The organism is Humibacter antri, from assembly GCF_054777235.1.
In genome coordinates, this window is record NZ_BAAHAW010000042.1 from 150,723 (window position 1) to 164,437 (window position 13,715).

14 protein-coding genes are annotated in these 13,715 nt (G+C 67.1%); 6 read left to right on the top strand and 8 right to left on the bottom strand.

The window, feature by feature from the left end; genetic code table 11:
• Positions 1-31: 31 nt before the first annotated feature.
• Genes ACYVDK_RS16155 through ACYVDK_RS16165 form a run of 3 tightly spaced genes read right to left on the bottom strand, consistent with a single transcriptional unit; the run spans position 32 to position 3,017 of the window.
• The gene (locus ACYVDK_RS16155; RefSeq protein ID WP_460523607.1) at positions 32-718 is read right to left on the bottom strand and encodes a PIG-L deacetylase family protein; all 687 of its coding nucleotides are present in this window, start codon (positions 716-718) and stop codon (positions 32-34) included.
• 46 nt (positions 719-764) lie between these two features.
• Positions 765-1,778, bottom strand: coding sequence for a GNAT family N-acetyltransferase (locus tag ACYVDK_RS16160; protein ID WP_460523609.1), 1,014 nt, complete (start codon positions 1,776-1,778; stop codon positions 765-767).
• A 54-nt stretch (positions 1,779-1,832) separates the two neighbouring features.
• Positions 1,833-3,017, bottom strand: coding sequence for an exo-beta-N-acetylmuramidase NamZ family protein (locus tag ACYVDK_RS16165; protein WP_460523611.1), 1,185 nt, complete (start codon positions 3,015-3,017; stop codon positions 1,833-1,835).
• A 188-nt stretch (positions 3,018-3,205) separates the two neighbouring features.
• On the opposite strand from ACYVDK_RS16165, the gene ACYVDK_RS16170 reads away from it, so the two are divergent.
• Positions 3,206-3,511: a hypothetical protein gene (locus tag ACYVDK_RS16170; RefSeq protein WP_460523613.1), complete on the top strand. Its 306-nt coding sequence runs from the start codon at positions 3,206-3,208 to the stop codon at positions 3,509-3,511.
• Positions 3,512-3,578: 67 nt separating this feature from the next.
• Positions 3,579-4,109 carry a DUF3817 domain-containing protein gene (locus ACYVDK_RS16175; RefSeq protein WP_460523615.1) on the top strand — a complete coding sequence of 177 codons (531 nt, stop codon included), beginning with the start codon at positions 3,579-3,581 and terminating at the stop codon, positions 4,107-4,109.
• Positions 4,110-4,116: 7 nt separating this feature from the next.
• Here the strand turns inward: ACYVDK_RS16175 and ACYVDK_RS16180 are convergent, their stop codons facing one another.
• Genes ACYVDK_RS16180 through ACYVDK_RS16190 form a run of 3 tightly spaced genes read right to left on the bottom strand, consistent with a single transcriptional unit; the run spans position 4,117 to position 6,824 of the window.
• Positions 4,117-4,938 carry a class I SAM-dependent methyltransferase gene (locus ACYVDK_RS16180; RefSeq protein ID WP_460523617.1) on the bottom strand — a complete coding sequence of 274 codons (822 nt, stop codon included), beginning with the start codon at positions 4,936-4,938 and terminating at the stop codon, positions 4,117-4,119.
• A 6-nt stretch (positions 4,939-4,944) separates the two neighbouring features.
• A complete protein-coding gene (locus ACYVDK_RS16185) occupies positions 4,945-5,598 on the bottom strand; it encodes a TetR family transcriptional regulator (protein ID WP_460523619.1) in 654 nt (217 codons plus the stop codon).
• A 50-nt stretch (positions 5,599-5,648) separates the two neighbouring features.
• Positions 5,649-6,824, bottom strand: coding sequence for a Rossmann-fold NAD(P)-binding domain-containing protein (locus ACYVDK_RS16190; RefSeq protein ID WP_460523621.1), 1,176 nt, complete (start codon positions 6,822-6,824; stop codon positions 5,649-5,651).
• Positions 6,825-6,918: 94 nt separating this feature from the next.
• Between ACYVDK_RS16190 and ACYVDK_RS16195 the strand changes: the two genes are divergently transcribed.
• Positions 6,919-7,608, top strand: a complete 690-nt coding sequence (locus ACYVDK_RS16195; RefSeq protein WP_460523623.1) for a TetR/AcrR family transcriptional regulator C-terminal domain-containing protein — start codon at positions 6,919-6,921, stop codon at positions 7,606-7,608.
• Between the two features lie 393 nt (positions 7,609-8,001).
• Complete coding sequence (gene purL, locus ACYVDK_RS16200) at positions 8,002-10,380, top strand: phosphoribosylformylglycinamidine synthase subunit PurL (protein ID WP_460523625.1); 2,379 nt, start codon at positions 8,002-8,004, stop codon at positions 10,378-10,380.
• A gap of 179 nt (positions 10,381-10,559) precedes the next feature.
• On the opposite strand, the gene ACYVDK_RS16205 is transcribed toward purL, so the two are convergent.
• Both ACYVDK_RS16205 and ACYVDK_RS16210 read right to left on the bottom strand, forming a co-directional pair.
• Positions 10,560-11,033 carry an NUDIX hydrolase gene (locus ACYVDK_RS16205; RefSeq protein WP_460523627.1) on the bottom strand — a complete coding sequence of 158 codons (474 nt, stop codon included), beginning with the start codon at positions 11,031-11,033 and terminating at the stop codon, positions 10,560-10,562.
• Positions 11,034-11,122: 89 nt separating this feature from the next.
• Entirely contained in the window at positions 11,123-11,809 is a 687-nt protein-coding gene (locus tag ACYVDK_RS16210; protein WP_460523629.1) for a helix-turn-helix transcriptional regulator, read from the bottom strand.
• A gap of 206 nt (positions 11,810-12,015) precedes the next feature.
• Between ACYVDK_RS16210 and folE the strand changes: the two genes are divergently transcribed.
• Both folE and tal read left to right on the top strand, forming a co-directional pair.
• Positions 12,016-12,585, top strand: a complete 570-nt coding sequence (folE, locus tag ACYVDK_RS16215) for a GTP cyclohydrolase I (RefSeq protein ID WP_460523631.1) — start codon at positions 12,016-12,018, stop codon at positions 12,583-12,585.
• On the top strand, positions 12,582-13,715 hold the full coding sequence (tal, locus tag ACYVDK_RS16220) for a transaldolase (RefSeq protein WP_460523633.1): 1,134 nt from the start codon (positions 12,582-12,584) through the stop codon (positions 13,713-13,715). The genes folE and tal overlap by 4 nt, the downstream gene beginning before the upstream one ends.

A 13,715-nucleotide genomic window follows, 5' to 3' on the forward strand; every position in this document is an offset into this window, starting at 1 on the left:
TTCCCAGAAGACTACCTAGTCTCGATTCGCCCTACAGGTCGACGACCTCGACGATGGGATCGCCGCCACGCGCGAACGCGCAGGCGCGGTCGACACCCGCCAGACATCCTTTCGCCGTCATCATCGCCGTGTAGTAGTCGATGTAGCGAAACCCGTACGTCTCGCCGCGGGCGAACGCCTGCCCCTGGATGGCCGAGCGCCACCGCTGGAACGCCTCTTCCGGGATCGGCACGTACACGTCGGGCACGAAGCCCTGCGCGTCTTCCCAGTTGTCGGCGTGCAGCACCGTTGCGACCCCGTGGCGTCCGAGCGGGTTGTCGAGCGGGAGGGAAGCCAGGAACCGGGCCCGCTCGGCGAGCGCTGCGGCGCGCTCGTGGTCGCGGTGGATGCTCTTAGTCCAGTGCGCGATGATCGTGTCGGGCTTCTCCCGCCGAATGACGTCGGCGATCAGGGCGGCCGCCGCGTCGTCATCGGGCAGAAAGCCGTCCGAGTAGTCGAGAACCCGGAACTCGGCGCCGATTGCCGCCGCGAACTCCTCGCCCTCGCGCACCTTCTGCACGCGGTACTCCTCGGGCGTGAGTCGCGGATGCCCGCGCTCGCCATACGTGCACGCGACGATGATCGCGCGCCCGCCCTCCTGCACGACCTTGGCCAGCGTCGGGCCGGCAGTGAGGTCCATGTCGCCGATGTGGCCGCCGATGGCGAGCACCGTCTTCATCTGTGAGCCCTTCTTGTGGTCGGTCCGAACCGGACGCACCCGGCGCTCAGGCCCCGACGCTCGCGCGCAGCACGGCGAATCGTCGCGTGATGGTGTAGCCGGTCTTGAGGTAGAGGTGACCGGCGGGGGAGTCCTCGTCGGTCCAGAGGAACCAGGCGCTGTGCGCGCCGAGTGCGCGCATCCGTTCCATGGTGAGGTGCAGCAGCAGTTCGCCGAGCCCGGTTCCGCGGCTCTCCGGCAGCACGCCGAACGGCCCGAAACGGTCGATCACGTTCTCGTACGCGCCGTGCATGGCCCAGCCGAGCATCTGTTCTTGCGGGTCGCGCACCACGATGATGCGCTCCAGCGGGAGCCCGGCGACGACGCCCTCGCGGATGCCGCGGGCCCAGTCCGGGTTGAACCGGCCGCCGGCGATCTCGATCAGCTCCGGCAGGTCGTCTCCGCTCGGCGAGCCGAACCTCCAGCCCTGGCCCGTGAGCTCGGCTACGCGGTTCCGCACCCGCTCGGGCAGCTCGTAGTCGTTCAGGGTGCGATCCATGGCGACCGCCTCGTACTGGGTGGTGTATCCGAGGGATGCCAGCAGGCGCGAGGCATCCGGGTAGCGGTCGGCATCCAGTCCGGGCAGGAAGTAGTTCGGCGTGTACGAGGAGAAGAAGACCGTGTGGATGCCGTGCGAAGCCAGCCAGTCCATGGCCGTGCCGACGAGTCGCGTGCCGAGCCCGGCGCGGCGTGCGCCGGGTGCGACGAAGAAGAACGGGATCCAGCCGTTCTGCGGTTCGAGGTCGGCGCCGTCGGCTGCGATGAGCCTCCGCACGGCGTAGGCGGCTCCGACGATCACGCCGTGCTGCTCCGCGACGAACAACCCGCTCGCGTCGAAGTTGCGGTCGAGCAGGAACAGGTCGCGCAACCGGTCGTACGTGATGCCGTCGCCCGGCGCCGAGCGCGTCCAGGCATCCGCGAGCGCCGGTCCGTCGCCGCTGCGAAACGTGCGGATGCTCGGCGCGGCCTCGGTCGTGGAGGTCTGTGTCGTCGAGGTCTGGGGCATCGAGGTTTGGGGCATCGCTCTCCTCAGGTCACATCGTCGTGGGCTTCGGGTAGGGGTCAAGGCTTCGATTCAGCGCGGATACAGCAGCACGTCGGAGTCGTACGTCTCGGCGATCGCCTCGGGCGTTCGGCTCAACTCCACCGCGCTGCCCCCATTCTGCACTGTGCGTCGGAGCGAATCGGATCCCCACAAGAGGTCGATGCCTGGCCGCGGATCTGGACCGTCGAGCCGCTCATCGGGCGCCAGAAAGCGGAACTCGTCGGGGTGGAGCCGGGCGAGAGCGTCGATCACCGCCAGTCCGGTCGTCACCGGACGGAAGGCGCGCCGATCTACCACGTGCAACTGGACGCCTCGGATCGTCTCACCGATGTACTTGGAGAACGTCGGCATGAACCAGACCTCACGGAAGAGCACGCCGGGCAACTCCGCCTCACGGAGACTGGCCGCGAGGCGCGCATCGACGAACGGCGCTCCCATCGTTTCGAACGGCCGCGTCGTGCCGCGACCCTCGCTCACATTGGTGCCCTCGATCAGGCCCAGACCGGCGAACGCGTACGCGGTGTCCAGCGTCGGCATGTTCGGCGAGGGCGGCACCCACGCAAGCCCGGTGCTGTCGAAGTCGCACACCGCATCCCAGCCCTCGAGCTCGACGACGGTGAGATCGACGGTGAGGCCCGCGGCCCTCAGCTCGCGTGAGACGAACAGCCTCGCCAGCTCGCCCGCCGTGAGCCCGTGCCGCAACGGGATGTCGGCGCGACCGACGAAACTGCCGAACCGCGTCGCATCCAGGCCGGAGCCTTCCGCGATCGCACCGCCGAGCGGGTTGGGTCGATCGAGCACCACGAAGCCGATGCCCACGCGTGCGGCGCTGAACAGTGCGTCGTACAGCGACCACACATACGTGTAGTAGCGCACCCCGATGTCCTGCATGTCGAAGACGAGCGTTTCGATCGCCGAGGCACGAAGCAGCTCGTCGAGGTCCGCGCCCTGCTTCAGATAGGTGTCGAAGACCGGCAGACCCGTCCCCTCATCGCGGACGGCGTGCTCCGCCTCGCCGGCCTGGGCTGAGCCGTGCAGCCCATGTTCGGGGCTGAACAGCGTCGTGATCGGGGCACCGGCGGCGACCAGCGCATCTGCAGTGCGCCGCAGATCGGGCAACGTTCCGGTGAAGTTGGTGAGCAGTCCGATCGGGCCGCGGCCGAGCGCCCGCGGGTCTTCGAGCATCCGCTGCGCTCCGGTACGCACCTGTTCCATGCGGCTCCTATCGACTGAGATCCGGATAGACGGGCACCCGGATCGGCTGACGCCCGAATGGCTCCATCATCAGAGGGAACCCTTCCGAGCCTACGGACAGAGCGGATATGACGGATGCTCCAGCGGATGAGCCGCAGCGCCGGGGAACGGCTGCCACGGGTGACTCCACAGCGGTAGAGGAGGGGACCATGCCCGAACATGAAGACGCGAGAGCAGGCATCCCCGATGTGGGCGCCCTGGCCATCAACGTGTCGGTACCGCAGGAGTTGCGCTGGCGCGACACCCGTCGTGACCAGGAGTTCGAACTCGAGAGCATCACGGTGCGGCTCCTGCCGGGCGGTGGTCTGGCGGCGAAGGCGTACGGTCGACCGGTCGTCGGCGGACGGGGCGCATATGTCTCGTTCCGCGTACCGGAGCGGCCGGAGCTTGTGCAGTTGATCCATCGGGCGGCGGATCGCGCAGCCGAATTGTGGGCGGCGCACGGAACGCTATAGGTGGGTTTCGCATCCTTCCCACTTTCGATGGATGCGCGCGGGCACGAAATCTCACGAGGATGGATTCATGAGCGGCTCCACCACACGACCCCACCCTCGACCTTCGACGAAGGGCGAGGCTCGAGCCGGCGGGATCACTCCTCGATCGCTCTACCGGGCGCTCGCTGTGGGCGAGACCGTGACCTGGAGCCTGCTCATCATCGGCATGCTTCTCAAGTACGTCGTGGGACTCGGCACGCTTCCGGTGCTCATCGCGGGATCGATCCACGGCCTCGTGTTTCTCGGCTATGCCGCCTCGTCGGTGCTCGTCGGCGTGAATCAGCGTTGGCGCATCGGCGCGATCATCCTCGCCGTCGCCAGTGCGATCGTGCCGTACGCGACCATCCCGTTCGAGCGCGCCATGGACCGTCGCGGCGCACTCGACGGCGACTGGCTCCGCGATGAGACGGATGATCCGCGCGATCGCGCCTGGACCATGCGGCTGCTGCGCTGGTTCCTGCGCCGACCTGCCGTGCTCGTGATCGTGATCGTGTTGGTCGTGCTCGTGCTCATGACGACGCTGCTGATCATCGGCCCTCCCGGCGGCTGGCAGAAGTAGGGCGGATCTAGAACCGGTACTGGAGTACCGTCGTTCCCTTACGCGACCAGGCAGTGCTGTGCGCGGCCAAGCGCGTGAACTCGCGTAGTGCGAGCGGGAAGTCCGCGACTTCTGGTTCGCGGGTCAGAAGGATCTCCCTGACCAGTGTCAACTTCTGGTTCCACTTCTCCGGCTCGCGAGGGTCATCGAAACCAGGCGACTTGATGAGCTCCGCCACCGACTGCGTTCCGTGGTAGTGCTTCGCCGCCCAGATGGCGAACCGGCTGTATCCGTTGAACGCGATCTCGCCGCTGGGGAAATGAGACGTGAGTCGCTCGAGCAGAGCGATCATGTCGTCCTGTGCGAGGAATGCGAGCAAGCCGTCCGCGACGATCACCCCCGGTCGGTCGGACGGCACTGAAGCGAGCCAGTCCACGCTCGTCACGTCTGCACCGATGCCATGAGTGTTGTCCGAACGCGGGATGAGCTGTTCTCGGGCGGCGATCACGTTGGGGAAGTCGACGTCATACCAATCGACCGTCGACGGCGGGCCGACCCTGATCATCCGCGTGTCCAATCCGGCACCGAGGTCGATGACCACCGCGTCGGGATGTCTGTCGATGAACTGCTCGACCACCTCATCGAGCTTCTTCGATCGATGCGCGATCCCCAGGATCGGGCTCGTGCTCAGATGAAACTTGGCGGCGTCGTAGTCGAGCTTGCGCACGATGTCCTCGGCGGCGGTGTCGCGCAGGATCGAGCGCGGAAAGCGGCTCTCGAGCGCCCTGCCGCAGAGCGTCAGGAACATGCTGTCTTCCATCGGCGTGAATGCCGGAAGCGTCGCGGTCATCGTGGTTCAGTCCTCTTCTGCGGCTGCGGCATCCCGCAACGTTCTCAGTGCGGTCTCATCGGTATAGAGGCCGTGGGTGTAGAGCTCGAGCGTCGGCAGAGCCATTCGCCGCATCACGTCGGCGCCGAAGCCGGGGAACCCCAGTTCGCGAGTGAACGCAGGAGGCATGGTGAGCATCGTGAGCGTGGTCAGCACGCTGAACACGGCAAGCGCTCGAGGGTCCGCCGACGCCCGCATGCTTCCGTCGGCCGCACCCGCGCGAAAAACCGCTTCGGACTCGTCGACCATGGTCGCGACGAACCTGGCCGCCGCCGGGGTGTCCTCTTCGACGGCGCGCGCCATGTAGCGCACGTAGAGTGCATATCCGCCGGGATCGGCGAAGAAGTCGTGCGCTACGTCCTGCATCCCTGTCGTGGTTCCATCGCTGCGCGCGCGCCGCACGAGCACACGCAACACGTATTCGTCACACGTTGTTCGCAGTTCGGCTTTGCTGCCGAAATGATGGTTGACCAGGCCGGCTGTGACCCCGGCTGCGGCAGCGATGGCTCGAAGACTCGCCCGCTCGAATCCGTCCGTCGCGAAAAGAGCGATAGCGGAATTGCGGATGCGCGCGATCGCCGTCAGATCGTCGGCCGAGTCATCGTTCGGAGGTAAACGCACGTTCAGTAGATTATACGTGTGTTCAACGAGATGCAAGCGGTCCGCTTCGGCTACAGGTCGTAGTCGGGAATGGAGTCGTCGGAGGCGAAGAGGTTGGTCATCGCCATCATGATGCGGAACATGACGGGATTGGAGAATGTCCAGTCACGCATCCTGATCTTGAACGGAGTCGGTGGCGCGAGAAAGCGGCCGGCGTTGCCGGAGCGCGCGATCTTGGTCGGGCGCAGCATCCTGCGGTCGTACTCGGGGAACGCGATGCGGTGGTCGCCGTCTGCGCGGGAGAGCTCACCGGCAAGCACGTACGCTCCGATCAGCGCCAGCCCCGTGCCGAACCCACCGAGCGTGTTGGCGTAGCCCGCGTCCCCGACCAGGGCCACCCGGCCTGAGGTGAAACGAGTCATTCGAGTGCGAGCGAGCGCATCCAGGTAGAAGTCGTCGGATGCGCACGCGGCGGTCAGCATGTCGTCGACTCGCCAGCCCGCTCCGGCGAACTGCTGTCGAAGGAACCGCTTCTGAGACTCGATGTCATGCCGGTCGTAGGCGGGCGAATCCGCCTCGAACACGAAAAGCTGCGGCGCTTTGGACCCTCCGAGCACCGCCAGGCGCCCCGGCTCGTTGTAGGCGTACCCGATCTGGCGACCGCTCGGAAGCGAGGTCGGCAGTTCGAGCGGGACATCCGCGCCGACGACGGCGTAGTAGTAGCCCGCGTTCGTGACGAAGCGCTCCTCGTCACCGAAGGCATGCGCTCGGACGCCGGAATGCACACCGTCTGCGCCGATGACGAGATCGAAGACCTGCGACGGGCGGTGCGCGAACGACACCTCGACACCGGTCGCCGACTCGACCATCCCGGCGATGTGATCGCCGAAGACGTACTCGCACGCATCGGCCGAGCATTCGTGAAGGATGCGGGCGAGGTCGCCACGGAGGATCTCGACGTCTCCTCCGATGAACTCGCCGGGCATGGTCGCGCGGGTGCGGTCTTCGGCATCGACGATGCGCAGGTCGGTCTTGGGAGTCTGTGCGGCGTGGATTGCACCCCAGACACCCATCTTCTCCAGCACCTTGCGATGCGTGCGTCCTTTGAAGTCGATAGCCTGCCCGCCGGCGCGAAGGCCGGGCGAGCGTTCGACGACGGTGACGCGATATCCGAGCCGGGCCAGCATGAGTGCTGTCGCTGGGCCGGCAATGCTTGCGCCGGAGATGAGGACGTTGGTGGTCGTCATGATGTCGTTCCTTTAATTGTGTCCGATGGACGCAGAATCTGATGAACGAGAATATAGCGTACGGTGGACACAGATTCAAGGGAGGGCTGTGCGAGTGTCGACCATCACGGATCTCCTGTGGCGCGAGAACGGGCCCCCACGGCGCGGGCCCAAGCCACGGCTCACACTGGGAGCCGTGGTGGAGGCCGCCATCGCGATCGCCGATGCCGAGGGACTTGCTGCGGTCTCCATGCAGCGAGTCGCCGACCATCTCGGTGCCACCAAGATGGCCCTCTACCGCTACGTTCCGGGAAAGGCGGAACTGACAGCGCTCATGCTCGATGCCGCTGTCGGAGCGCCGCCGGCGGCAACGGGCGCCGTGTCCTGGCGCGCGGGCCTCTCCGACTGGGCGGTCACCTTGCACGGATGTTTCGCCTCACGGCCATGGAGCCTGGAACTGGCCGTCGGCGCGCGCGTACTCGGCCCGAACGAACTCGCTTGGTACGAAGCAGGCCTGCAGCACCTCGCCTCGACACCCTTGCGCGCATCCGAGCGGCTCGACGTGCTCGCCCTGCTGAGCGGGCACGTTCGCGGGATCGTTCAACAGGAAGGCTCGGGCGGCGACCCCGAGCACATGATCGGCACCTTCATGGCGCAGGTGCTCTCGGCGCATGCCGACGAGTTCCCGGCCACCGCGGCCGCCTTCAGAGATGCCGCCTCGACATCAGAACAGGACGACGCGCTCGCGTTCGGGCTCGCCCGCATCCTCGACGGGCTGGCCGCGCTCATGAGCAGTCGTATGTGATCACTTCCGTCGCTGACCAGGCGCGAAGGGGCGAATCCACCCTTTGGCACGACTGACCGGCGAACTGCCCGCGCTCGTGTGCGGACGGGTCGGGCCACGCACTCCGTGGGCCAGGTGCTCGCGCTGCGCGCTCGACCGACTCCATCGGCTCGGCAGAGCGCGCAAGCGCGCTCTGCTCTCGCCTTCCCCGTCGCTCCCCCACCCACCGCTACGCGGCGCGCGGGGCCCCGCACTCCGTGGGCCCAGTCGCCGGTGCTCGCGCTTCGCGCTCGACCGACTCCATCGGCTCGGCAGAGCGCGCAAGCGCGCTCTGCTCTCGCCTCAGTCGCCGGTAGACTGGGGCGTGTTCTGCGCCACCCGTCTGCGCACGCTCACACACAGGGAGTCAGCCGCTTGTCCGAGCCTTTCGTCCCCGCATCCGAAAGCCGGCTCGACACGGTCGAGAACGCGGCGGCAACGCCTGAGAAGGAGCAGCCCTACGCGGCGCTCGGCCTGAAGGACGACGAGTACGCGCGCATCCGCGAGATCCTCGGCCGCCGTCCCACCAGCGGCGAACTCGCCATGTACTCGGTGATGTGGAGCGAGCACTGCTCCTACAAGAGCTCCAAGAAATACCTGCGGCAGTTCGGGCAGAAGGTCACGCCCGAGATGAAGAAGAACCTCATGGTGGGCATCGGCGAGAACGCCGGAGTGGTGGATGTCGGCGAGGGCTGGGCGGTCACCTTCAAGGTGGAGTCGCACAACCACCCCAGCTACATCGAACCGTTCCAGGGCGCGGCCACCGGGGTCGGCGGCATCGTGCGCGACATCATCTCGATGGGGGCCCGGCCCGTCGCCGTGATGGACCAGCTGCGCTTCGGCAAGATCGATGAGGCCGACACCGCGCGCGTCGTGCACGGCGTGGTCGGCGGCATCTCGTTCTACGGCAACTGCCTGGGCTTGCCGAACATCGGCGGCGAGACGTACTTCGACCCGGTGTACCAGGGGAACCCGCTCGTCAACGCGCTCTCGGTCGGCGTGCTGCGGCATGAGGACCTGCACCTGGCCAATGCGTCGGGCGTCGGCAACAAGGTGGTGCTCTTCGGGGCGCGCACCGGCGGCGACGGCATCGGCGGGGCATCCATTCTCGCCTCCGACACGTTCGCCTCCGGTGGCCCGACGAAGCGGCCGGCCGTGCAGGTCGGCGACCCGTTCGCCGAGAAGGTGCTCATCGAGTGCTGCCTCGAGCTGTTCCAGAAGAAGCTCGTGGAGGGCATCCAAGACCTGGGCGCCGCCGGCATCTCGTGCGCGACGAGCGAGCTCGCCTCCAACGGCGACGGCGGTATGTACATCTCGCTCGACGACGTGCTGCTGCGCGACCCCACGCTCACGGCGGAGGAGATCCTCATGTCGGAGTCGCAGGAGCGCATGATGGCCGTCGTCACCCCCGACAAGCTCGACGCATTCCTCGCCGTCACCGGCAAGTGGGATGTCGAGACCAGCGTGCTCGGCGAGGTCACCGACACCGGGCGGCTCATCATCGACTGGCACGGCGAGCGCATCGTCGACGTCGACCCGCGCACGGTGGCGGTGGACGGCCCGGTGTACGACCGACCGGTGGCGTATCCAGGCTGGATCGACGCGCTGCAGGCGGACTCGGCGAGCGCGCTCGCCCGCCCCGAGGCATCCACCGAGGAGGGTCGCGCACAGTTGCGCGAGCAGTTCCTCGCACTGGTCGGTTCGCCGAATCTCGCCGACAAGAGCTGGATCACCAATCAGTACGACTACTACGTCGGCGGCAACACCGCGCTGTCGTTCCCCGACGACGGCGGGATGATCAGGGTCGACGAGGCGAGCGGCCTCGGCTTCGCGATCGCCACCGACGCCAACGGGCGCTACGGCCAGCTCGATCCCCGCCAGGCCGCCCGCCTCGCCCTCGCCGAGGCGTACCGCAACGTCGCCGTCACCGGTGCCGTTCCCGCGGCCGTGACCGACTGCCTCAACTTCGGTTCTCCCGAGAACCCCGAGGTCATGTGGCAGTTCTCGGAGGCTGTCGAGGGGCTCTCGGATGCCTGCCTCGAGCTGGGCATACCCGTCACCGGGGGCAACGTGTCGTTCTACAACCAGACGGGGGCCACCCCGATCTTCCCGACCACGGTCGCCGGCGTTCTCGGCGTGATCGACGACGTGGCGCGGCGCATCCCGTCGGGCTGGCAAGATGCCGGCGACAACATCTATCTGCTCGGCTTCACCCGCGAGGAGCTCGACGGGTCGGCCTGGGCGGGCACCGTGCACGGGCACCTGGGCGGGCGTCCGCCGTCGGTCGACCTGGAAGCCGAAAAGCGTCTCGCCGAGTTGCTGCAGGCCGGCTCGATGGAGAGCCTCATCGCGTCGGCGCACGACCTGTCTGACGGCGGGCTCGCACAGGCGCTGGCCGAGAGCGTGCTGCGATTCGGCGTCGGCGCTCGCGTGTGGCTGACCGAGATCATGGAGCGCGACGGCGTAGATGCAGCGACGGCATTGTTCTCCGAGTCGGCAGGCCGAGTGATCGTGTCGGTTCCGCGCGAGGACGACGTGAAGTTCCGCGGCCTGTGCGAGGGACGTGACTACCCGGTGCTGCGCATCGGCGTGACGGATGCGGTGGTCGGAGAGCAGCCGGTTCTCGAGGTGCAGGACCTCCTCACGGTCGGGCTCGAGGAGTTGCGGGCATCCCACCAGGCGACGCTCGCCGAGCACTTCGGCCCGGTCGTCGGCCAGTCCGCGACGCGGGAGTACTACACACCCGGCGTCTGACGAGCCGGACCTTCCGTCAACGCGGGTTCAGTCCTGATCGCGGATTGGGCCCCCTATCGCGGGTTGCGCCCCTACCGCGGGTTACGCCCCTACCGCTGGTTGAGCCTGTCGAAACCCGGGCCCAACCCCCTACCGCAGGCCGAGCCTGTCGAAACGACGGACTCAGCCGCTCTGCTGGCTTAACCGCTCTGCGCTCGGTACCCGTGCGTGGTGAACATGCCGAGCCGACCGCTTTCGAGCCCGTTCAGCACGATGCGTTCGTGCGGCGGCGTGTTCTCGGGTTGCTCGGTGAGGGGGAACCAGCCGATGCCTGCGCACTTCGCGGGTTCCAAGACGCGCGGCCGACCGGTCCACTCGGTGGCGGCGAAGAACCAGTCGAGGCGCTGTTCTCGGGGGGTCGAGGTGCCGTCGGTGCGTTGCATGGCCGTGACCGGGATGAGGTTTTGCGGGTGCACCGTGATGCCCAGCTCTTCTCGCGCTTCGCGGATCGCAGCGGCGGCGGGGGTCTCACCGGGTTCGAGGTGTCCTGCGGCGGCAGCTGCCCACATTCCGTCCATGAACCCGGTGTTCTGCCTCAGTTGCAGCAGCACCTCGTCGCCGCGACGCAGGTAGAGATACGCAGCCGGGATCAGTGCGAACCGATGTTCAGCCAATCGGAGTGTTCCTTCCGCGATCTGGTGCCGGGCCGCCCGAACGATATCCGTCCTTCGCGCCGAGGGTCGCGTGATGGTGCGAAGTGCGGTCAAGCGGCGATGGGGGGTTCTGGGGGTTCCTGTCCGGGGTGGATGATGATGCAGCATCGTCCGTCGCATGGTGAGAGCTCGGCCCGTTCGGGGTCGTCGCCGGAGCCTTGGAGCGTGCCTTGGATGAATGCATGGTTGAGCGTGCACACGAGGTCGGTGTGTTCTTGCACGATGCTGTGGAAGGGGCAGTTCCTCAGGATGATGTCCCCGTCGCTGGTCGTTGCCGGTTCGTAGCCGGCGGTCGTCAGGGCCAGAGGGATGCTGGTGGCTCTGCTTCCGAGTTCTTCCCCCTCGTGCTGGGCCGCCTCGGTCAGTGCCTCACGCAATCGGCTCGAAGGCGTGGCGTCTGCGGCGGTGGCGAGAATCTGCGCGAGAAGGCTGTAGTTGCGGGGCGGGAAGCTGACGGCGATCTCCCGCCTGGCGCGCGTGTACCGCTTCGCCGGCCGACCGGATCCGGGACCGGTGCGCCCCTCCGGGCGGGCGTAGCTGACGTCCAGAAGCCCGCCCTGCGAGAGCTTGTCGAGATGGTAGGCGGCCAGCGTGCGGCCGATCCCGATCGCGGCGGCGGCATCGTCCCGCGTCACCGGCTCGGTGCTGGCTGCCACGAACCGGTAGAGCCGCCGACGGACGTCGTCGGCGAGAAGCCCCAGTTCTGCGACATTTCCCTCTGGGTCGGCGATGTCCATTCCCCGGCCTCCCGTCTATGACCAATCTATCTTGACGATAACCTCGAACGGTGCCATTCTAAAGCATGTACCAGTTGTTTATAGAGGCGGATATGTCGATATCAGAAATTCGGAACATGACGGCGGGCGCAGGATCCGCGAGCGAGTCCGCACCCACGGGCATTTCCGCCCCCACGGGCATTGAGGTGCCGGGGTCTCGGGGCCGAATGGCCGAGGTTCGGGAACCCGACCTGGCGCGTGCCGAGCTGGCGGCGGAGGACTTTCTCGAGGCGCTGGGGATGTCGCTGGAATCCGAGCATCTCCGTGCGACGCCGGCGCGGATGGCGCGCGCCTGGTCGGAGATGCTCACTCCGCGCGCCTTCGAGCTCACGACCTTCCCGAACGAGGAAGGGTACGACGAGCTGGTGGTGGTTCGAGACGTTCCGGTGCACTCGATCTGCGAGCATCACCTGCTGCCGTTCACCGGTCGAGCGTGCGTGGGCTACCTTCCCGGCGACCGCATCGTGGGCTTGTCGAAGCTGGCCCGCATCGTGGAGCATTTCGCCTCCCGCCCGCAGACCCAGGAGCGTCTGACGAAGCAGGTGGCCGACTGGTTGCAGGACAACCTCGCACCCAGGGCGGTCGGGGTCGTGATCGCGGCGGAGCATTCATGCATGACACTGCGCGGAGCGCGCGCAACCGGGTCGAGCACGGTCACCTCGACCCTTCTCGGACGGCTGCGCGAAGACGCTCGGTCCCGACAGGAGTTCCTTTCGCTTGCGGGGGCGGGATCGTGAACGACACGGAGCCGGTGACCGGTGATCCGCTGGCGCGGTTGGCGGCGGCGGGCGTGTCGATCTGGTTGGACGACCTCAGCCGGGAACGGTTGACGTCGGGGAGCCTGGCTCGGCTTGTGCGGGACCGTCACGTCAGCGGCGTGACCACGAATCCGTCGATCTTCGCCAAAGCGATACAGGGAGCAGACCTGTACCAGGACCAGGTGCGCGATCTGGCGGCGCGCGGCGCCCAGCCGGGGGAGGCTCTGCGGGAGCTGACCACGCATGACGTGCGAGCTGCATGTGATCTTCTCGCGCCGGTGTTCGAGTCGACCGACGGTGTGGATGGCCGGGTCTCGATCGAGGTCGACGCCCGCCTGGCGCATGATGCCGACGGCATGATCGCTGAGGCCCGCGCCCTGTGGTGGATGGTCGACCGACCGAATCTGTTCATCAAGATCCCGGCCACCCGCGAGGGACTGCCGGTCATCACCGCCTGCCTCGCGGAGGGGATCAGCATCAACGTGACGTTGATCTTCTCGCTGGAGCGATACCAGCAGGTGATCGACGCGTACCTGTCCGGGATGGAAGATGCGCTCAACGCCGGACGCGACGTGTCGCGCCTGGACTCTGTCGCTTCGTTCTTCGTCTCGCGCGTCGATACCGAAACCGATGCCCGACTGGACCGACTCGGTACCGCACAAGCCCGACAATTGCGGGGAAAGACGGCGATCGCGAATGCCCGCCTCGCGTACCAACGCTACGAACGCATGCTGACGACCGAAAGATGGCAGCGCCTGGCAGCCTCCTGCGCCCGCCCGCAACGACCACTGTGGGCCTCGACGTCGGTGAAGGATCCCGGCTACCCGGATACCCGGTACGTCACCGAGCTCGTCGCAGACCAGGTGGTGAACACGATGCCCGAGACCACTCTCGACGCGGTCGCCGATCACGGTGCAGTGCCCGACGACTCGATCCACGGCACATACCGGGACGCCCAGTCCGTGCTCGAGAGCCTGGCGGCCCTCGGAGTCGACTACCACGACATCGTTGCCCGACTGGAGGACGAGGGAATCGCCGCTTTCGCCTCGGCATGGGACGGTGTCACGTCAAGCCTTCAGACCGCACTATCCGCCACCTCCCACAGTTGA